Consider the following 17,287-nt stretch of genomic DNA (forward strand, 5'->3'; position numbering starts at 1 on the left):
CGACTCAATGAAATCGTAGATCGGGAAACGATTCGCACTCAACTAGAGCGAATTCATGACAATTCACATCAAGCGTCAAGCAGGACGCAAGCAGCTTGATGTGATGTTCAAGCTCTTGGTGTTGCAGCAGTTGTACACCATCAGCGATAACAAGACAAAGTTAAAGGTGGAAATATGACATCTACTCAATATCAGATTGGCCTTGTGCTTTATCCTGGCCTAACGCAACTTGATTTGACTGGTCCTTATCAGGTGTTCGCATTCATGCCAGATACGCAGGTGCATCTTTTATGGAAGACGTTAGAGCCAGTGAAAAGCAGCGAGGGCTTGAGTCTTTTACCCACCATGACGTTTGAGCAGTGCCCTGCCCTTGATGTGCTATGTGTTCCCGGTGGAGCGATCGGACAGGTGGAAATGATGCGCGATGAAGAAGTGTTGAATTTTTTGCGACAGCAAGGCGAGACCGCCAAGTTCATCACTTCTGTTTGCACTGGCTCTTTGATTTTGGTGGCGGCAGGGTTGCTGCAAGGTTATCGAGCCGCTTGTCACTGGGCATTTCGCGACCAGCTTGCCATGCTAGGCGTCGAGGTGAGAACAGAGCGAATTGTAATCGATCGCAACCGCATCACAGGTGGCGGGGTCACGGCGGGAATTGACTTTGGGCTACTTGTTGCCGCAAAGCTCGTTGGTGAAGAAACTGCCAAAGTGATTCAGCTTGTACTGGAGTACAATCCAGCACCGCCCTTTGATGCAGGTTCACCCGAAACAGCAGGAGAGGCAATCGTCGAAAAATTCAACCAGATGGGCAGACCGCTACAAACCGTATCACTCGCGCAAACTCGGCAAACAGCCGATCGCTTCGCTTGGGTTTATCCGTCTAATTGAGAAGACCTGGATGGGCAATTGGTGACAAGTCGCTTGTGTGCCAACTGTCCAAAATCAAGCAATTCAATCGAAATCGACGGTGGTGCATCAAAGAATTGTTGGATACGTGACGATGTCCTGCCAGATCTAAGCTCGCTCAGGAGTTTTGCTCGCCCCACTGCTGTAGTTTTCAATTGGCTATGTTGCCAGATCTAATTGAAGTAACCCACCCCTAATCGCATTGAGCAAGACACCGAGCGCGACTTCTACTTGTCGGCTCAGGAGGCGGTGGAGTACAGCTTGATTGACCAGGTGATCGATCGTCACTCGATCGAAACTGATTTCATCAGCAGTCGTGAAGTGACGACAGCACTCACCTCTAAATAGAACCTAAAAAGAAATGTCCCAACGATGCTAGTTAGTGTCCTTTAGCATCGTTGGGTACTCACTAAAAAGCGGGTTTATGCAAATGACGAAAATTCGGCTTGCGCAATTGAGTGATGCTAAGGCTTTATTGACACTTGCTCAAGGGTTGGCAACAACATTTGTTGTTGAGCCGCAGGCGTTTGATATCGCTCTGCCAGAAATTCTCGCTGATTCGTCAAGCTATTTGGCTGTGGCAGTTCACAATGACGACAACCGGGCAGGCGAAGTCGAACCTGTAGGCTATATCCTTGGCTTCCATCACTTCACGTTCTACGCGAACGGACGAGTCGCTTGGGTTGCAGAGATTGTCGTTCACGAAACGTTCCGCAGAAGAGGAATTGGAACATTACTGATGCAGAGTTTTGAAGCATGGGCAGCTGGTCAAGATGCAAAGATCGTTGCCCTCTCTAGCCGTCGCGCAGTTCCGTTTTATGAAGCATTGGGGTATGAAGAATCTGCACGCTACCTGCGAAAGTTTCTCTAAACTAGGAACACAGGCAACTTAATTACAACCTTGGTAAGCAGCGATGTCTCAACATCTAGCAACTGTTCAATGGCAACGCAATGGCGTGACATTTACCGACCATCAATACAGCCGCGAACATATTTGGCAGTTTGATGGAGGAATGGAAATTGTCGCATCCGCTTCTCCACAGAATGTTCGAGAACCCTATACCAATCCTGCCTGCGTTGACCCTGAAGAAGCCTTTGTTGCCTCGCTGTCAAGCTGTCACATGCTCTGGTTCCTCGCAATCGCCGCCAAGCAAAAGTTTGTGGTTGAGCGGTATCTCGATCGAGCCGTTGGCATATTGGAAAAGGACGAAGCTGGAAACCTTGCGATCACCCAGGTTCGCCTCCGTCCAGAAATCATGTTTGCTGGAGACGACCAGCCAACCGACCAGCAAGTTGAAGAAATGCACGAGGCAGCTCACGATCGCTGCTTTCTGGCGAATTCTGTGAAGACGCAAATCCTAGTGGAAGCCGTCACATCCTTACAGCAATGTGGGGGTTGTTCGAGCCGTTCTCTGCTATTCGAGTAAAGATATTTCAAGGCTTTGTTTTTTAGATGACTGTTCAGTCAGTGTTACAGGGCATCATGCTGATGTATTCGACTTACCCCAAAAGTTTTCCGCTTAATCAGGTTAAAGTTCAAGTCATTCAGGAGTTTTGCAACGATTTCTAAATTCGATAGGCAGGTATGATCATTGCTTATCTTCATTCTGTTCCCAATCTTTCTTGGTAGCTTCATTTGCGGGAAACAAACATTCAACTTTGGCGGAGTTCTGCCACCCGTCCTGCAATCGGTATTCGTTGCAGATTGGGATACCAATGAGTCGCGCTACAGTTTTTGCGATCAAGCCGCAATGACTCTGGAAGTGCAGTCATTGCGCTCAGATCATAACTTCGCCCCTGACACAGCCATTTAAGCCGTCGCCATAGCACTCAGGAAGAACATGATGAAGCAAAACTTGACCGCGTGCTGAATATCATCCTACCTCCCGCAGCCCGAGACTTCTGGTACAAATAGTTGTTACAGTTACAGTAAGCGATCACACGATAGGAGCAAGAAAATGAAACTACCATTTACAGGTGGTTGCATGTGCGGTGAAATTCGCTATGAATGTTTGGCAGAACCAATGGTGACGGCAAATTGCCACTGTCGAGATTGCCAACGGGTATCAGGGAGTGCGTTTCTCGCTGGGTTTATTGTGCCACTCAATGCAGTGGCGATCGTAGGAGAAGTTAGATACTACGATGTTATCGGAGATAGCGGCAACATCATCAGTCGGGGCTTTTGTCCAACCTGTGGTTCTCGATTATTTGGTAAGCGGGCAACGGGTGATCTGCTCAGCATTACAGCCGCGAGTCTAGATGATCCAAGCTGGTTTCGTCCCACGATGGATTGCTACACCGCCAGTGCCCAACCCTGGGATTATATGAATCCAGATTTGCCGAAGTTTGCTCAATTTCCGCCGCTTGATGCTTCTGTAGCAGACTGAATTCAGCAGGGCTAGTGGTATGAAGCAGACGGTAGTGCCATTTAGGAAAAAACAGGAGAAATCAGCAGACTTTGTGCCACGACTTCCCGTCGGCATTGTTCATTGTAGTCATGGATAAAGTTCTAAATGGCGCTGATATGATTGTCCAGCTTCTTCGAGAATGACAAGGTTTTTCGGACTAAGTGGGACACTCGTTGTCGTAAGGTATTGTTGAAGCGCTCAATGTAACTGGTCAGCCTGCTCTCTTTGCCGACGGCTCGATGTCGCTTGCTTGGCAGTGCAACCGGGTAGGACACCCAGAAATCGGTGTAACACACCGCACACTGCCGATACAGGGCGGGTAAGGACTGCCACAGGGCTTTGGCGGATTCCCCAGAACGATCGCCCACATAATAAACGACAATTTCACGAGTTTCGACATCAATGGCTAACCAGACCCATTGTTCGTTGCCTTTATCATCTACAAACGACCACATTTCATCGATCTGCACCGTCAATCGTCGTCGCGCTTTCGGTTGCACTTGGACTCGCTGAGGCACCGTGGCGTAGCAGGCATTGATGTACTGAGGTGATCCAGCTTCCACTGATTTGCAAGCTGCGAGCAATGCCTACTAGTGGAATCTTTTCGAGCAACATTCGCTTAATCGTGGCTTTGGTATCATCGCTAATTCGTCTCCAGTTTGGCTTTTCAACGAACTACCGTCCACAGGCGCAACATTTGTAATTCTGGTTGCCGTGGCGAGTTATTAGACGACAGCGACATTGGCGGGTTGGCGACAGCCAGGAATCCTGCCAGACAGTCGATCATACGTGTCGCGACAACTATGATCGGAGCCGAAAGCTATACATGGCGAGAGATCTACGGTATCAACATTTAGAAGTCTCATTTGTCGATCGTACTTTTAGAGCAGGTTTCCTGGCTGTCGTCCCGCCGATCATGGTTGTCATTTAACAGCGAGTCGTCCCATTCTTATTGATGTCATTCAAGCCACAGGTCGGACAAGTGAGTAAAGGTTTAATCATCAACGTTGTGAGGTCGTTAGTCTCCGTTCTTTATTCTCGCTCACTCTTTTTTCTACATCCTTCCCTAAATGGCACTACCCGTCCGTTTACGATCGCACATAAACGGTTGTCATGCCGTAAAGCGCTGTTAACCGTGCTTCCAGGTTTGTCGTGTGAGTTGCCATTCAATTGAGTGCCACCCTCGTTCTTGCATCCAGTCTGGGCTGGGTGGCGTTGAGATCGCCACCAATCCATAGCGTTGAGCCAACCGCGTTAACCCATCTATTGGCACTCACAGAAATGCCGCGAATCTCCTGGAGATCTAGATCGCGAAATCCAAACTCAATCAAAGCTGCCGCAATTTCGATGGCGTAGGCATAGCGTTCCCAGAACTGCGGCGCTAGTTCTATCCCCAGTTCAGCCCAATCAGAATTGTTCTGCTCGCGGCGCAGTCCAGCGCAGCCGATAAGTTGTGGCGATCGCCGATCGCATCGCGCTACGGCGCTCGCGCAGCGGGCAAGCCGATCGACAACTGCCAACTGATAGTGCCGACGAGGAGACTCTGCTGTCCATTGACTGAAAAGCTGGAGCAATTCATGGCTGAAGCTGCTGGTGACTTCTGCTGCTGCACAAAATTCAGCATAGCGAGGGTCTGCACGATAGGCAGAAAATGCAGGTTCATCTGCTGGGATAAAGTCGCGCAACAAAAATCGCTGGGTGACAATTTCCATAGTCAGTCCGTTTAGTGTTCACCTGACCCACTGGACAAGTTGAATCACAACACCATTTGGATCGCTCACCTGAAAGAATCGCTCTCCCCAGGGTTCGGTCTCGATCGCAGTAGTAATTGGTACACCTTCTGATTGGATTCGCGCATATTCTCGATCGATGTCATCGACCACAAAGACAACAAGCAGACCGTCCGCTCGATGTCCTTGCATCTGAATCGGTTTAAAGCTTGCCAGTCCCGTCCGAAGAAAGATCAAATTAAAGCCAGCATCGGGTCTGGAAAGAGAGATAAAGCCCTCGGCTGACATTTCTTCGTGGAAGCCAAAATGCTGCTTGACAAATGTTGCCGATGCCGTCACATCATCCACGTTGAGTGAAAGCGCTGATGCCGTAATTTGCATGAGATTTCAATGACTTTGCTTAGATTATTCCCTGTCAGCATGACACAGGACTCAGATCCAGGAATTGTAAAAAAGTGACCTTAATGGGGCAACTCCACATGGCAGGGATGAAAGCCTCGTTGGGATAGATACTCGGTCGGCGTACAATCCGCGAATGCCCGAAACTCGTGAATCAGGTGTGCCTGATCGAAATAGCCACAGGTGAAAACAACATCCATCCAGTCAACCTGGTTTTTCCCTGGCAGCAGATTCAAAACCTGCTGAAACCGCTGAATGCGACAAAACAGCTTTGGCGTTAATCCGACCTGGTTCCGAAAGAGCTGGTTGAAATGGCGGGTACTGAATCCAATTTGATCGGCTACGGCACTCATGGTTGGCAGCCTGGATCGCTGAAACTGCTGCAAGGCAAAATCGACAGCAGGATGGCGATTGGGCGATCCAGAACGAATCAGCTTCGCTGACCGCAGCATCTGCATCAAAAATTTTTCTAGCACCTGAAACCGAGTTGCTGGGGTAGATACTTGCAGTAGGCGATCGCGCAATTCTGCGGCATGACCTTTCCACAATTCATTCAATGAAATATTTTCATTATGGAGTTCACCAGCAGCTAAACCCAGGAATGCAATCCCTCCTGCGGGTCTGAAATGCACACCCATTGCAGATGTTTTGCGATCGACCTGGACAATAAAACTCTCAGAATGGGTGCCGCAAAGCATTGTGCCATTGGTGCTGCCGCACTGGACTCGATGGCGATCAAATAGTGGAATGCTGTCTTCACGGAGATTAATGACTAATTCCATTGTCCCCATGGGCAGCAATCGGGTCTGTACTACTGACGGATGCTCACCTTCTCTTAGCCAAAAGAATTCGATGAACTGTGAGAGGGGCGATGGGGGAATATAAGTTTGATAAATCATTGCTGTTTAGTCACCTGCTAACAATTGACAGTGTATTGACCAGACTTGCTCCTACCGCATCACCTTTTTGGCTTAACATCTCTATACCGTTTACTCATCGCACGCACCCGATCGATCATTGCTGGAACTCGGCAGAATGACTGAACGCCCTGATTGAATTGACAACGTTGTGCAGCCTTTCTACTGCTGTCGTTCTGCAAACTCAGAGAGCAGCGCTGGATAATTCTCTGGCAATGGAAGTTTGTTAAAGCTATGGATAGCAGGTGTCGTTGCCCAAGGCAGCTTTTCGTCCGTGTAGGTCTCAATAAAAGGACTAAAAGCTTGGGCATCCTCCATCATCGTTGCTCGGACATTGACAAATTCATCCATTCCTTCTGGACGTGTGAACAGCCAACTCATGCAGTGTTCACAAAAGTAATGACGCGTTGCACCCTGTAGTCCACCGATGACAGGTTCACCCAACGTTACGTTGAATCCATTGCTGGGATAAAGTGCGCTCAAGCTAAAGGCGCTTGCAGTCATGCGCTGGCATCCCGTACAGTGACACGCCATGGTCATTAGGGGTTCTGAATTGACTTCAAATTGAACCCGCCCGCACCTACATTGACCCGTTCGATGAGAATTACTGTTTGTCATCGTTGACTCCTTATCGCTGTCACGACACCATCATTATGCTTGACGTTCAACAGCTTAACGATCGAGCTAACTGAATGTAGGTAACCTCTACCACTCAAAGGACAATTCTATGCTCCGTTCTAGTTCAGCAATTGGGTGGGCAATAGGTTTGGTTACGGCTTCTTTGCAAATAGATAAGCGCGGCAAGTCTGAACCTCGACATCAGGATATGGGTCTCTTTCGACTGCTTCCTCTAACTCAAAGCCTGCCGTCCGAAGCTCCTCTTTATATCCGGAACCACACCCTAAATCACAGATTTCTCCAATGCTGTCTACCTTCTCAATGAACCAATCTAACATCTTGCGGTCAAACGGCTTCCTGTCCAACTCCGCATAAAACCGCTTGGCGTATGCTTCCGCCACACGGTCGTAACTGTTTTGCAACGCTGTCTGCGATCGTTCCATTGGTTCACCCTCCACAAGTTCAAGCAAAGCTGCTCAACGCCGCGTTTAGCCGCAACGCGAAGGGCGCGGTAACCCGATCTTAGTCGTCTTGCATCCAGATTCGACCGCGAATGCCTGCATCCAGCGCATAGAGAAGCATGTCCAACCGACTGCTCCCCACCTGACGAGCGGGCATCTGCTGCAAGACTTCGCACACTTCAGGGGTGGCGTGCTCGACCGCCCAACAAACCTCGCTATCACCGATGCTGGGATCGCTGGCGTGATTGAGTTCCAATGCCAGTGCGGCATAGGCCGCTGGGCCAAGAATGTGCTTTGTTTGGTGGACGGTCGCCAACGGATGCGTGTAGGCGATCGCTGCTGCAAGACTCGCGGCGCGAGCAGCAGCTACCGCAGCGGGATTGCTGGCTTCACGTGCAGCAGCATTTGCCCTCCAAGCAAGGGAGCGTAACTGAGCCGTGCGCTTTCCTCCACAGGCAAACTCCCGGATGCCTTCAATTGCCGCACAGGGTCGGGAATCTAAATCAACATGCGTCTCATACACCGACAGTGCCCGCTCAGCGCAATCCGCAGCCCAGCTTCCCAGGAACCTGAGGGACTCCAAGCTCAACGTGATCGGGTTGGACTCACGACCCATCCTTCACCTCCTGACAATGCGGGTATCACTGGGCTACGAGCGGTTCCACAAGGATGCTTAACGCTGCTCATCCACTGCTAATGAACTCTTAATCCCACAGACTAACCTGAATACGATCGGGTGTATGGACTATGTTAGCTGGATCAAACTCAGTCCTCGATCGCCTCAACACCCAGTTGCTTCAGTCGCTCAAGGTTGTCCTGCATGGCTTTGAGCTGTTCGGGAGAGTGCCCCTGCCAATGGGTGACCTCGCCCGTGACCCGCAGCGGTTCCCGCGATCGATACGACTTCGTTGGATTCCCTGGGAATTTCTTGTCCGTCACATTGGGGTCATCCTCGATTGCTCCGAGCGGTTCCACGATGTAGATTCTGCTGCGTCCTTTACCGAGAGCCAACTCAGCCCCCCAAATTGCTGCATCCAAGGTGGCAGCCAAATAAACGTAGGTCGCCTGCTTCCGCTGGCCATAGTTGGAGTGATAGCCAGGTTCGATCAGGTCTCCTGGCTTCAGGTCAGCCCGTGTGCCGTGATAAAGAGTCCACGCTATGACCTCGCCCATGACCCGCAACGGCTCGTGGGAGCGGTATGACATCGACAGATGCTTCGGAGCCTTCTGATCCGTCAGTTCGGGGGCAGCTTCAATCGAACCAATCGGCTCCACGAGGTAGACTCTGCCATGACCTTCGCCGATCGCCAGCTCTGCCCCCCAGATAGCCGCATCCAGATTGGGGGTGAAGTAGACATAGGTTGCCATTCTATTTGGATTACCGACATTCGGGGAATTGCCGGACTCGATCAGGTCTCCTGGCTTCAGGTCAGCCTTTGTGCCGTGATAGAACTGCTGCGAACTCAGGTCGTCGATTGCTGCCATTGGCTCACTCCTGATACTGTTTGGTGTGTTGTTGCACGGTATGGTTCTTCGTTTGCAAAGTCTCGCGTCGGTCTCGACCGGCAGTAGGTTGGACTCAGACTCAGATCCATCTGACGATCGCGCTCACTCAACACAGATAATCTTTGCATCTCAACCATTTTGGCGCGTTCTAGTGCAGTGCGATCGTTATCCAGCGGTACGACGCTCCCATTGCGCTCTGGTAATTCGCCAATCCATCTCGCTCCAACCTTGTTGAGACATCCAGGTAGAACCCGCACGGATGGCAACGACTTCTGCTCCAATCCACGCTGCCAACCGAGCAATCCGCACATTTGCACTGACTGTGGAGCCAGAGATTGCCTCTAACTTGAGTTCCCCAAATCCGAAGGCGAGCAGGGCGTGCCCAACCTCGATCGCGTAGGCATATCGCCCCCAATAGTCGGGCGCAAGTTCGATCCCCAGTTCCATCTCACCTGCATCACAACCTCTTCCCCGCAGTCCACAGCAGCCCACAAGCACGTAAGGTTCACGCCGTTGCACAATCGCAAGTTGGTAGTTGAGTCGAGGATGCTCAGAAGTCCATGTGCAAAATGTCTCAAACAAACGAGTTGAATAATCGAGATTCGCTTCACCCGGTTCGTAAAAGAGTTGACTGCGAGGGTCAGTTTGATAGTCCAGGAAGGGCGATCGATCTGCCTCAACGAAATCACGCAGCAGAAATCTTTTAGTGACGATTTCCATATCAGCAAACTGAAGGTTGCGGTCAGGGGCGGCAAGTCACTTTTGCATCAATACCAAGTTTATCAACCGTCCGCTGCAACAAGGCATTGTCCAGTGATGTGATGATCCCAGAAGCTACCCGTAAAATGTGTTCCACCTGTATTCAGACTTCTATTACGCTGACTCGCCCGTGCAGAGCAACTGCATCGCCATTTGTCGGTATTCATCCAAACCCGACCTTAGCGCAAATTCCGCAACGTCTATCGCAACAGTGGCGTTTAGTTCAATCACATGCTCTGCCATCTTTGACCCTGTGTGTCCGCCTGCCTCTGCATATGCCGAAATTAGCTTATTGAGAGCATCTTGACCAAATATGCGGTAAAGGGCAACAAAATCTCTGGCTGGGTCAGTGACAGATGCTTCAGTCCAGTCGATAAATCCCGTCACTTGCGCTTGTGCATTAATCAGAATGTGACCAGCGTGTAATTCACCATGCGTTAAAACCGTTTCTTGCGTCCACATTTCATCGTTATGAAGCCAAGACTGCCAGCGTTCCCATAACGTTTGATCTACAGCAAATTCCTTTTTGACGGCATCCATTCTCTGCTTCATCTCAACACGAACTTCTTCGGCAGTTTTCACAGGAAGACCCACTGCTCGTACTTTCTCAACGCTGACCTGATGCAAGGAAACGATTCCCTTGGCTAACGACTCATAAAATTGATTGGGTACGTTCGCTAGGTCAATCTCCCACACATAGGCTTTTGCTTCTGGATCGACCGTGCCCGCTGGTACACCGTTTAATGCCCGATAAGCAATCAACTCATCGGTGCAAATCGTCCAGCGTGGTACATCTACGCTGAGAAGCGGAGCAATCAGTTCCAGCGTTCGTTTTTCCTTGTCTACTGATGGTAGAACATCCTCTCGCCGAGGAAGACGTAGAATCCAGCGTACTCCATCTGCGTCTGTTGCCAACACGACTTGAAAATCAAGACCCGATTCATTGAATTGCATGGAGCTTTCCTCGATCGGCAAACCACTCCTATGAGCTAACTCCAGCACTTCTTGCCGTGATTTTACATTTTTGATCATGTCACTTACCCCATACCAGAACGCTCAATCTTAACTGTATAACGCCTGAACTCAGCCGCCAGCAGCTCGCACAATCAGATTGGCAGTCGGCGGCAGTGATTTATGTTAGGCAGCATCGGCGACGAACTGCGAAATTGCTGAAGGCTTCCCAGACCGTGAGGGCACGTTCACGCACCCCGCCGTTTGTGCGACCTACTCCTCAAAGCGACCCGTGCTATCCCGATCGCGATCGTATCGTCTTGTGAACGGAAACGACGGTAACCAGGACTCGCGACGGATGATCCAGCTTTCGTAGGTGGGCATCAGTTGGTTAGGGGCATCCAGCGATCCGAGGTTCACTTCGATTTCGTCTGCGGTACGGGCGAAAACAGATGAGCCGCAGCGAGGACAGAAAAACCGCCCAGCGTAGGATCGGGTTTCGCCCTCGATCGTGACTGCCTCCTGAGGGAACACTGCGGAAGCGTGAAACAGTGCCCCATGATGCTTGCGGCAGTCGAGACAGTGACACAGTCCGACCCGGTATGGGAGTCCCGATGCCACAATGCGGGTATTGCCGCACAGACAACCGCCCGTGAATTGGTTCATGCTGCGTCTCCTCTAAAATCAAGCGATCGGACGTGCTGTGTGAAAAGTTTTCCTGATTGCTGTATCAGTTCAAGACGTTGAATGCTTTTGATAATTCGCCGATAGTTTCTGGTAGGAGTGCGATCGCATCGCCAACAACGTCACGACCAACCCAATTAACCCGGTGAGCGTAAATAAAAGTGCAATGCCGCGATCGCTGCCTGTACCAAACCAACTCCCAATCAAATCGACACCCGTTCCCGTAGTCATAAACGGGATGAAAATGAATTGGGCGATCGGGCCAATCATGAACGCGGTCAGAGGTGATGCAGCCTGCTCGATACTTTGAGCGAAGCCGAAAACGCGCCCTTGCCTTTCCAGGGGAATGACGGCTTGCAGAATGGTTTGTTCTGAAGCTTCAACCACTGGAATCAGACAGAGATAAATAAACATCCCAGCGGTCAGCAATAGGATCGAAGCTTGAATTGTAAAGCCAGTCGCAATCACCCACATGACAATATTTGCCAGAAATAGGGTTTGTAATGGGCTTTGCCCCAAGCCTCGTTTGGCAACGACTAATCCACCGACAATAAATCCCAGACTTAAAAGCCCCCACAAAATTCCCCAAACCTGCACTGAAACCAGGGACAGACCATAGGCATCCATCAGAGACATAAAGACTCCGCCCAGGAAGTTGTTGAAGCAGTTGAAGAAAATCAGCCCAAATAATCCGGGGACGAGCGCGATCGCCCGAATCGTACCGCGAATGTCGATCTGTTGGGTGTGGTGTTCTGGATGAATCACCTTTTGTTCGGGAATGGGAAGGGTTGCCAGATGCAGGATAACGGCAACTGTCAGGGCGATCGCCAATACAAGCACCCAGTAAACGCCTAGAAACCCGATCGCCAGTCCGCTGAAGATGGATGCGATTAGAAATGACACTCCATTGGCAGTTCCCATCAGACCATTGGCTTTGTCTCTGTCTGCTTCGGGAATCAGGAGGGTGACAAGCGTAGGTAGGGCGATCGTGCGGATGTTTCCGGCGATCGCTCCCATCAAAGCCAGCACAATAAAAATCCACAGTGGAATGCTAGATACATCGGCAAAAACAGAGGGTGAGGTAGAACTAAAAATGATTTGAGCAAGTAGATATAGAACGAGAGAACAAACGCTAGACAGTAGCATCGCTGTTTTCTTGCGATACCGATCGACCAGCGATCCGAGAAAGAATCCAGACATGGCAACTGTTCCAACATACACACCCGCCATTACTGAGGTTGCCAGTACCGATTGAGTTTGCAGATACACCCAAAAGGTGACTGCAAACCAGACAAAGGTGTTGGTCAGTGCAGCCACCAGTGAGTTGACCAGGATGGCATAAAACGTTTTTGTCATTCGTTCCTACCCATACGTTGGCTGCTGTAGCTAGACTGAAGGCAACACTGCTTCAGCTTCAAGCTCGACTAACCATTCCGGTTCCGATAAACCACTAACAATCACCCAGGAAGTAGCTGGAGGATTGACAGGAAATCGCTTTAACAAAGCCTCTGTAATTTCTTGCTGGTCATTCTTTGCCGAGTCCACAATGTAGATACGCAAAATCACGACATGCGAAAGGTTAGTACCGATCTCAGCGAGGATTGCTTCTATGTTGTCTAGAGCTACCGTGATCTGAGTGGAAATGTCAGCACCTACAGTATTTTCCTCGGCATCAACTCCGACCTGTCCTGATAAAACAACTCGTCGTCCACTTGGAACAACTACAGCTTGACTGAAGCCGTATTGTAATGAGTTGAATACTGTTTTGGGATTTATTACAGTTCTCTGCATGAAGGCTCCTTGCTCAGGAATAAAGGGTCGTAGGTTGTGCTTGTGGCGTAGATCTTCAATGAAATGCTGACATGGTGAAAACAGTTGATGTATGGTGTACGGTTCACGGCAAGAGCCAACATTACGCTATGTATACTACAAATGTAGTATAGCAGGCTATCGATTCATTGAGTCAAGATTTCATCAAAGGTGGCGAGTCACAGTCGGAGGCGACTGCCAGTTATTGTTGCGCCCATCGTAGTAGCAAACCGATAAGTGAGCGAGTTCTTCATCGGTTACGTGATCTAGACAGGCAACATTAATGGTGTAGAACGGCCTATCTTTTTCGACGCTATATCCATGCCAGAAGGGTTGCACTCCACAGGTCTGGCAGAATCGATGATGAGTTTTGCTAGAACCATACTGGTAGTCACTCAAGTTAGCTTCGCCAGCCAACAACCGAAAGGCATTGGGTCTAACAACAACTCCCCAAAGCCTGACCTTGGAGCAAATTGAGCAGTTGCATTTACCCGTCCCTGCATCTAAATCGATATCAGCTTCGAAGCGAACTTTACCGCAGTGACAGCTTCCTTGATAATTTCGGATCATGATTGCACCTCCAGCTTGTGATCAATCTGTTTCCATCGCATAAACAAGCGTCGCTCCAGACTGTAACTGACTCTGGTTCTTTGATTGGTTTCTCTAGTCTGTTTTCGGTGGTGTTGAGTTGAAGAATCTTTACTTTTTCTCCTATTAATCTGCATCCAGAGGGTTGAATTTGCTATTTGGGTAAGTCAATTACAGTGCGATTGAGTAGATTAAACGGGCAGATCCTGAAATGCTGGATAGAGCGGTAAATCGGGGACATCTGACCAGCGGTGTCGCAGTAAATCTAAAAGCTGGCTAGAAGTGTTACGTAAACCAGGAAGCTGATTGAATTCTTGCGATGTTGTAATGAAAGCTTCCAATCGGGCTAAGATGCGCTGACGAATGGTAGAAGTTCCCCAATTCAAATCCTTTCTTAAAGCGGATTCAAGATGCCGCGTTAATGTGTATAGCAACCAAAAGCCACAGGCTTTGACTAAAGCGATTTCAAATCGCCGATCGTCTGCTGCGACTGGACAGCGTTGAATCAAGACCGCCCGATGAGTGTCCTCCATTTGCTGAACTACAGCATGAGGCAAGCGGTTGGCACACCAACAACTGGGAAACATCATCCTGCCATAGGCTGCATCAATCAGAGCATGACCAAAATGACCCGTTTCAAAGTCAATTAATCGTAACCCTGCACCAGTATCTAAAACATTATCAGGGCAAGCATCGGCATGAATGTAAGCTAGATATTCACCGGGATGATTGATTGTTTCGTTGATTGCTTCTAAGTCATGCAACCAACGATTTTCAGTGCAAATTCCCAAGCTTTCCAGCATTAACTGATGCTTATGAATATTTACAGTGTCTCGAATGGGTTTCACATTGGGTGCGATCGCCTTGAACATTTCCTCGAATTCTGCTGCTTTGCCGATTGTCTGGGCGTGGAGCTGACCCAAACATTCTGCGTACTGAAGTAATGCCTGTTCCGCTTGAGCGTAGTCATTTCCCAACAGAGATTCGACGAGACGTGCAGCATTCTGCACATCTTCTAAAATAATCAAGCCTGAATTGCGATCTCCACCATAGAAGCGAGGACTATGCCTGAAATTATCAGGCAGTGTGCTTAAAAATTGAGCACCGACCCAATCATGAAAGAAACGCACTGTATGCCAAGAGTTTGCATCTTCTAAGCGATGAGGATTTACTCTGAGCTGTTTAATCATCAAGCTGGATGGGAGACCTATTTCAGATGAATTGTGGCACCGAAGCAACAAGTTTCTTCTTGTTCTTTTAGAGAGGCACTCAATGCGTGTGAATTGAATTGAACTGCCAACCACAGTTGATAATATTCTCTCAGCAGTAGCGACAGTATGAGGATTGGCTTTTGCAGGGATAAGATTATAAGCGGACTCAATGAGCTTAAGCGGCGAAGTCTGTAGACAATGAAATTTTAAGAAGTTTTCTATCATGATTTTTTCTACTCCTAACACTCCTTAGATGCAAATTCTTCATCATTTCTCCGCTATTTTGCTAAGTTTGCATAGAACATCGCCATTCCTTGTGGTTCATGGCTGTATTTGCCACTATACGACGGTTGATAAGTTTCGTTATATAAACAGAGACTGTTGGGATTTTTCATCACAAACTGCATCATCTGTCGGTGGGGTTCCCCTCGAAAGAACTGTTTCAAGTCCTGTTGTGAAAGCCAATAGCTGACCATGATCACTTCGTTCGCACCACAAATCCCTGCTTTGACTTGCACACATCCTGTCGATGTCGCAGTCGCGCTCCTGATCCAGAGCAGATTCTTCCACATCCAGAAGAAACCTGCGCGATCGCGTGCCAAAAAGCCGTTGATAAAAACAACCGCCTGTGGGTGTTCCGGCAGACTGATTTGGTAAATGGAGTAAATCCTTTCCATATTCAGGCTCCTTTTCGTTTTCATTCGTGGGCTGTTACTCAACAAAAGGATTATTCATTTATTTGAATATACAAGCTAAGATATACTCAATTAAGTGAATATGTCAACCCATTGCCTATGTCTCTGACTTATGCCATTCTGTCTGCCCTGATTAGCGACCCTAGCAGCGGCTACGACCTTGCCAAGCGGTTCAATGCCTCGGTTGAAGGATCAGTTGGTTTTTTCTGGAATGCCAGCTTCCAACAGATTTACCGCGAATTGAATCGCCTGGAAGAAAAGGAGTGGCTGCAATCTGAATCCGTGCAGCAGGAAAATCGACCCGACAAACGCATTTATACTGTAACCGCGTTGGGGAAACAGCAGTTGTGTCAGTGGATTGCTGAATCAGAAGAGATGGCACCGATTAAGGATGAATTGCTCATAAAACTCTACGCTGGACATCTCGTTTCTCGTCAGACGATCGTGACCAAGCTAGAAATGCACTATCAGCAACATCAGCAGCGATTAGCAATCTATCAGGACATTAAGTGTCAGTACTTCAAAAATCCACAAACGCTGTCAAAAACGCTTAAGTTTCAGTACATGACGTTGCTGCGCGGCATTCACTACGAGGCAGGCTGGTTGGCTTGGTGTAATGAAATTACGCCGTTGCTGAAATAGACCTATCTACAGTCGTGAGAACATCGCGATCGGGATTCCTTGAGGGCGTTGTTCCACTTGGTTAAGCAAGCAATAGATTGACGTGATCGATTAGTCTGCTCTGTAGTCCTTCGGTGTTGCACAAGATGCCTGCTGCGGTGAATTGTGTGTACACCCCCCAGGATGGACGCAAGCATCGCCAAGTACAGTGCGTCGTCATCGGCGTCGGATTACAGGAGCGTGCCGTCTATATCGAAAATTGTTGCTTTCACTTTTGTACCGCCTGGGGATAAAGCTTACCGGACGCAGAGAACTCTTACTGTCCAACTCATTGTTTTGCGGCGTTCCGGCGCAGCGATTTGTTGGGCAGTGCGTTCGTTTACGGCTTCTTGGCAAAAAGATAAGCGCGACGGGTTTGAACTTCGATATCGGGGTACGGGTCTCTTCCGATCGCTTCTTCTAGCTCAAAGCCTGCCGTCCTAAGGTAATCTTTCATCTCTGCTGTCTCAAAAAAGTGAAAGTCCAAAAAGACGCTCTCACCAAGCCATTCTTCAAGGTGATTCGTTTGCTGTCCGATGTGAAATGTCAACAAGAGTACGCCTTTTGAATGCAATACCCGCTTCATCTCTTGCAAAGCGTCAGCGACCAACGAACGAGGAATATGAATAATTGAGTAGAAGGCAACGATCCCGCCGAAAAAGCTGTCAGCAACATCATTTAAGGAAAGCATATCGCCTTGTTGAAAAGTGATGTTTGGATTTAACTGTTGCGCCTGTTCGAGCATTCCCGACGACAAATCAATGCCGCACACCTCTAAACCGCGATGTTGTAGATAATTTGCAATGTGTCCAGAACCACACCCTAAGTCACAAATTGTTCCAACACCATTCACCTTCTCGATGAACCAATCCAACATTTTGCAGTCAAATGGCTTTCGATCTAGCTCATCATAAAACTGCTTGGCGTATTCTGCTGCTACACGGTCGTAACTGGTTTGCAATTCTGTTTGCGATCGTTCCATTGGTTC

General features: G+C 49.0%; 23 protein-coding genes and 1 pseudogene. 7 read left to right on the forward strand and 17 right to left on the reverse strand.

What is annotated here, in order from left to right; genetic code table 11:
- Window positions 1-55: 55 nt before the first annotated feature.
- The 6 genes from NIES2104_RS33445 (at window position 56) to NIES2104_RS14470 (ending at window position 3,290) form a co-directional block, all read left to right on the forward strand.
- On the forward strand, window positions 56-178 hold the full coding sequence (locus NIES2104_RS33445; RefSeq protein ID WP_263970961.1) for a hypothetical protein: 123 nt from the start codon (window positions 56-58) through the stop codon (window positions 176-178).
- The gene (locus NIES2104_RS14455; RefSeq protein ID WP_058998862.1) at window positions 175-885 is read left to right on the forward strand and encodes a DJ-1/PfpI family protein; all 711 of its coding nucleotides are present in this window, start codon (window positions 175-177) and stop codon (window positions 883-885) included. Before NIES2104_RS33445 ends, NIES2104_RS14455 begins: the two co-directional genes overlap by 4 nt.
- A 219-nt stretch (window positions 886-1,104) precedes the next feature.
- Window positions 1,105-1,251 carry an ATP-dependent Clp protease proteolytic subunit gene (locus tag NIES2104_RS30860; protein ID WP_082689994.1) on the forward strand — a complete coding sequence of 49 codons (147 nt, stop codon included), beginning with the start codon at window positions 1,105-1,107 and terminating at the stop codon, window positions 1,249-1,251.
- Window positions 1,252-1,327: 76 nt separating this feature from the next.
- Window positions 1,328-1,774 (forward strand): GNAT family N-acetyltransferase, encoded by a 447-nt coding sequence (locus tag NIES2104_RS14460; protein ID WP_058998863.1) that lies wholly within the window; start codon window positions 1,328-1,330, stop codon window positions 1,772-1,774.
- Window positions 1,775-1,817: 43 nt separating this feature from the next.
- Complete coding sequence (locus NIES2104_RS14465; RefSeq protein ID WP_058998864.1) at window positions 1,818-2,330, forward strand: OsmC family protein; 513 nt, start codon at window positions 1,818-1,820, stop codon at window positions 2,328-2,330.
- A 531-nt stretch (window positions 2,331-2,861) separates the two neighbouring features.
- Window positions 2,862-3,290, forward strand: a complete 429-nt coding sequence (locus NIES2104_RS14470; RefSeq protein WP_058998865.1) for a GFA family protein — start codon at window positions 2,862-2,864, stop codon at window positions 3,288-3,290.
- A 122-nt stretch (window positions 3,291-3,412) separates the two neighbouring features.
- On the opposite strand, the pseudogene NIES2104_RS14475 reads toward NIES2104_RS14470, so the two are convergent.
- The 16 genes and pseudogenes from NIES2104_RS14475 to NIES2104_RS14550 form a co-directional block, all read right to left on the reverse strand.
- A pseudogene (locus NIES2104_RS14475) lies at window positions 3,413-4,070 on the reverse strand (IS1 family transposase).
- 407 nt (window positions 4,071-4,477) lie between these two features.
- A complete protein-coding gene (locus NIES2104_RS14480; protein ID WP_202815069.1) occupies window positions 4,478-5,023 on the reverse strand; it encodes a GNAT family N-acetyltransferase in 546 nt (181 codons plus the stop codon).
- Window positions 5,024-5,041: 18 nt separating this feature from the next.
- Window positions 5,042-5,422 (reverse strand): VOC family protein, encoded by a 381-nt coding sequence (locus NIES2104_RS14485; RefSeq protein WP_058998867.1) that lies wholly within the window; start codon window positions 5,420-5,422, stop codon window positions 5,042-5,044.
- Between the two features lie 80 nt (window positions 5,423-5,502).
- Window positions 5,503-6,339, reverse strand: a complete 837-nt coding sequence (locus tag NIES2104_RS14490) for an AraC family transcriptional regulator (RefSeq protein WP_058998868.1) — start codon at window positions 6,337-6,339, stop codon at window positions 5,503-5,505.
- Between the two features lie 180 nt (window positions 6,340-6,519).
- Window positions 6,520-6,975: a GFA family protein gene (locus NIES2104_RS14495; RefSeq protein ID WP_058998869.1), complete on the reverse strand. Its 456-nt coding sequence runs from the start codon at window positions 6,973-6,975 to the stop codon at window positions 6,520-6,522.
- 152 nt (window positions 6,976-7,127) lie between these two features.
- Window positions 7,128-7,376, reverse strand: coding sequence for a hypothetical protein (locus NIES2104_RS14500; RefSeq protein ID WP_058998870.1), 249 nt, complete (start codon window positions 7,374-7,376; stop codon window positions 7,128-7,130).
- Between the two features lie 121 nt (window positions 7,377-7,497).
- Window positions 7,498-8,019: a putative immunity protein gene (locus tag NIES2104_RS14505; protein WP_202815070.1), complete on the reverse strand. Its 522-nt coding sequence runs from the start codon at window positions 8,017-8,019 to the stop codon at window positions 7,498-7,500.
- Between the two features lie 182 nt (window positions 8,020-8,201).
- Window positions 8,202-8,921, reverse strand: a complete 720-nt coding sequence (gene arr / locus NIES2104_RS33815; protein ID WP_072218070.1) for an NAD(+)--rifampin ADP-ribosyltransferase — start codon at window positions 8,919-8,921, stop codon at window positions 8,202-8,204.
- Window positions 8,922-9,107: 186 nt separating this feature from the next.
- On the reverse strand, window positions 9,108-9,662 hold the full coding sequence (locus tag NIES2104_RS14515) for a GNAT family N-acetyltransferase (RefSeq protein WP_058998872.1): 555 nt from the start codon (window positions 9,660-9,662) through the stop codon (window positions 9,108-9,110).
- A gap of 153 nt (window positions 9,663-9,815) precedes the next feature.
- Window positions 9,816-10,733 (reverse strand): macrolide 2'-phosphotransferase, encoded by a 918-nt coding sequence (locus tag NIES2104_RS14520; RefSeq protein ID WP_058998873.1) that lies wholly within the window; start codon window positions 10,731-10,733, stop codon window positions 9,816-9,818.
- A gap of 192 nt (window positions 10,734-10,925) precedes the next feature.
- A complete protein-coding gene (locus NIES2104_RS14525; RefSeq protein ID WP_058998874.1) occupies window positions 10,926-11,318 on the reverse strand; it encodes a GFA family protein in 393 nt (130 codons plus the stop codon).
- A 69-nt stretch (window positions 11,319-11,387) separates the two neighbouring features.
- A complete protein-coding gene (locus NIES2104_RS14530) occupies window positions 11,388-12,692 on the reverse strand; it encodes an MFS transporter (protein WP_058998875.1) in 1,305 nt (434 codons plus the stop codon).
- A 30-nt stretch (window positions 12,693-12,722) separates the two neighbouring features.
- Window positions 12,723-13,127 carry a RidA family protein gene (locus NIES2104_RS14535; RefSeq protein ID WP_058998877.1) on the reverse strand — a complete coding sequence of 135 codons (405 nt, stop codon included), beginning with the start codon at window positions 13,125-13,127 and terminating at the stop codon, window positions 12,723-12,725.
- A gap of 183 nt (window positions 13,128-13,310) precedes the next feature.
- On the reverse strand, window positions 13,311-13,715 hold the full coding sequence (locus NIES2104_RS14540; RefSeq protein ID WP_058998879.1) for a GFA family protein: 405 nt from the start codon (window positions 13,713-13,715) through the stop codon (window positions 13,311-13,313).
- Window positions 13,716-13,924: 209 nt separating this feature from the next.
- Complete coding sequence (locus NIES2104_RS14545; RefSeq protein WP_058998881.1) at window positions 13,925-14,923, reverse strand: phosphotransferase; 999 nt, start codon at window positions 14,921-14,923, stop codon at window positions 13,925-13,927.
- Window positions 14,924-15,222: 299 nt separating this feature from the next.
- Window positions 15,223-15,621 (reverse strand): monooxygenase family protein, encoded by a 399-nt coding sequence (locus NIES2104_RS14550; RefSeq protein ID WP_058998883.1) that lies wholly within the window; start codon window positions 15,619-15,621, stop codon window positions 15,223-15,225.
- Window positions 15,622-15,738: 117 nt separating this feature from the next.
- Between NIES2104_RS14550 and NIES2104_RS14555 the strand changes: the two genes are divergently transcribed.
- The gene (locus NIES2104_RS14555) at window positions 15,739-16,281 is read left to right on the forward strand and encodes a PadR family transcriptional regulator (RefSeq protein WP_058998885.1); all 543 of its coding nucleotides are present in this window, start codon (window positions 15,739-15,741) and stop codon (window positions 16,279-16,281) included.
- Between the two features lie 358 nt (window positions 16,282-16,639).
- Here NIES2104_RS14555 and NIES2104_RS14560 read toward each other — a convergent pair whose 3' ends face one another.
- A complete protein-coding gene (locus tag NIES2104_RS14560) occupies window positions 16,640-17,281 on the reverse strand; it encodes a class I SAM-dependent methyltransferase (protein WP_058998887.1) in 642 nt (213 codons plus the stop codon).
- Window positions 17,282-17,287 lie beyond the last annotated feature (6 nt).

Origin of the sequence: Leptolyngbya sp. NIES-2104 (assembly GCF_001485215.1) — a bacterium.
GTDB lineage: Bacteria > Cyanobacteriota > Cyanobacteriia > Leptolyngbyales > Leptolyngbyaceae > Leptolyngbya.

Excerpts from the sequence above, each read along its gene's own strand:
- NIES2104_RS33445 (WP_263970961.1), top strand. The coding sequence starts at position 56 with ATGACAATTCACATCAAGCGTCAAGCAGGACGCAAGCAGCTTGATGTG.
- NIES2104_RS14455 (WP_058998862.1), top strand. The coding sequence starts at position 175 with ATGACATCTACTCAATATCAGATTGGCCTTGTGCTTTATCCTGGCCTA.
- NIES2104_RS14460 (WP_058998863.1), top strand. The coding sequence starts at position 1,328 with ATGCAAATGACGAAAATTCGGCTTGCGCAATTGAGTGATGCTAAGGCT.
- NIES2104_RS14465 (WP_058998864.1), top strand. The coding sequence starts at position 1,818 with ATGTCTCAACATCTAGCAACTGTTCAATGGCAACGCAATGGCGTGACA.
- NIES2104_RS14470 (WP_058998865.1), top strand. The coding sequence starts at position 2,862 with ATGAAACTACCATTTACAGGTGGTTGCATGTGCGGTGAAATTCGCTAT.
- NIES2104_RS14480 (WP_202815069.1), bottom strand. The coding sequence starts at position 5,023 with ATGGAAATTGTCACCCAGCGATTTTTGTTGCGCGACTTTATCCCAGCA.
- NIES2104_RS14485 (WP_058998867.1), bottom strand. The coding sequence starts at position 5,422 with ATGCAAATTACGGCATCAGCGCTTTCACTCAACGTGGATGATGTGACG.
- NIES2104_RS14490 (WP_058998868.1), bottom strand. The coding sequence starts at position 6,339 with ATGATTTATCAAACTTATATTCCCCCATCGCCCCTCTCACAGTTCATC.
- NIES2104_RS14495 (WP_058998869.1), bottom strand. The coding sequence starts at position 6,975 with ATGACAAACAGTAATTCTCATCGAACGGGTCAATGTAGGTGCGGGCGG.
- arr (WP_072218070.1), bottom strand. The coding sequence starts at position 8,921 with ATGGCAGCAATCGACGACCTGAGTTCGCAGCAGTTCTATCACGGCACA.
- NIES2104_RS14515 (WP_058998872.1), bottom strand. The coding sequence starts at position 9,662 with ATGGAAATCGTCACTAAAAGATTTCTGCTGCGTGATTTCGTTGAGGCA.
- NIES2104_RS14520 (WP_058998873.1), bottom strand. The coding sequence starts at position 10,733 with ATGATCAAAAATGTAAAATCACGGCAAGAAGTGCTGGAGTTAGCTCAT.
- NIES2104_RS14525 (WP_058998874.1), bottom strand. The coding sequence starts at position 11,318 with ATGAACCAATTCACGGGCGGTTGTCTGTGCGGCAATACCCGCATTGTG.
- NIES2104_RS14530 (WP_058998875.1), bottom strand. The coding sequence starts at position 12,692 with ATGACAAAAACGTTTTATGCCATCCTGGTCAACTCACTGGTGGCTGCA.
- NIES2104_RS14535 (WP_058998877.1), bottom strand. The coding sequence starts at position 13,127 with ATGCAGAGAACTGTAATAAATCCCAAAACAGTATTCAACTCATTACAA.
- NIES2104_RS14540 (WP_058998879.1), bottom strand. The coding sequence starts at position 13,715 with ATGATCCGAAATTATCAAGGAAGCTGTCACTGCGGTAAAGTTCGCTTC.
- NIES2104_RS14545 (WP_058998881.1), bottom strand. The coding sequence starts at position 14,923 with ATGATTAAACAGCTCAGAGTAAATCCTCATCGCTTAGAAGATGCAAAC.
- NIES2104_RS14550 (WP_058998883.1), bottom strand. The coding sequence starts at position 15,621 with ATGGAAAGGATTTACTCCATTTACCAAATCAGTCTGCCGGAACACCCA.
- NIES2104_RS14555 (WP_058998885.1), top strand. The coding sequence starts at position 15,739 with ATGTCTCTGACTTATGCCATTCTGTCTGCCCTGATTAGCGACCCTAGC.
- NIES2104_RS14560 (WP_058998887.1), bottom strand. The coding sequence starts at position 17,281 with ATGGAACGATCGCAAACAGAATTGCAAACCAGTTACGACCGTGTAGCA.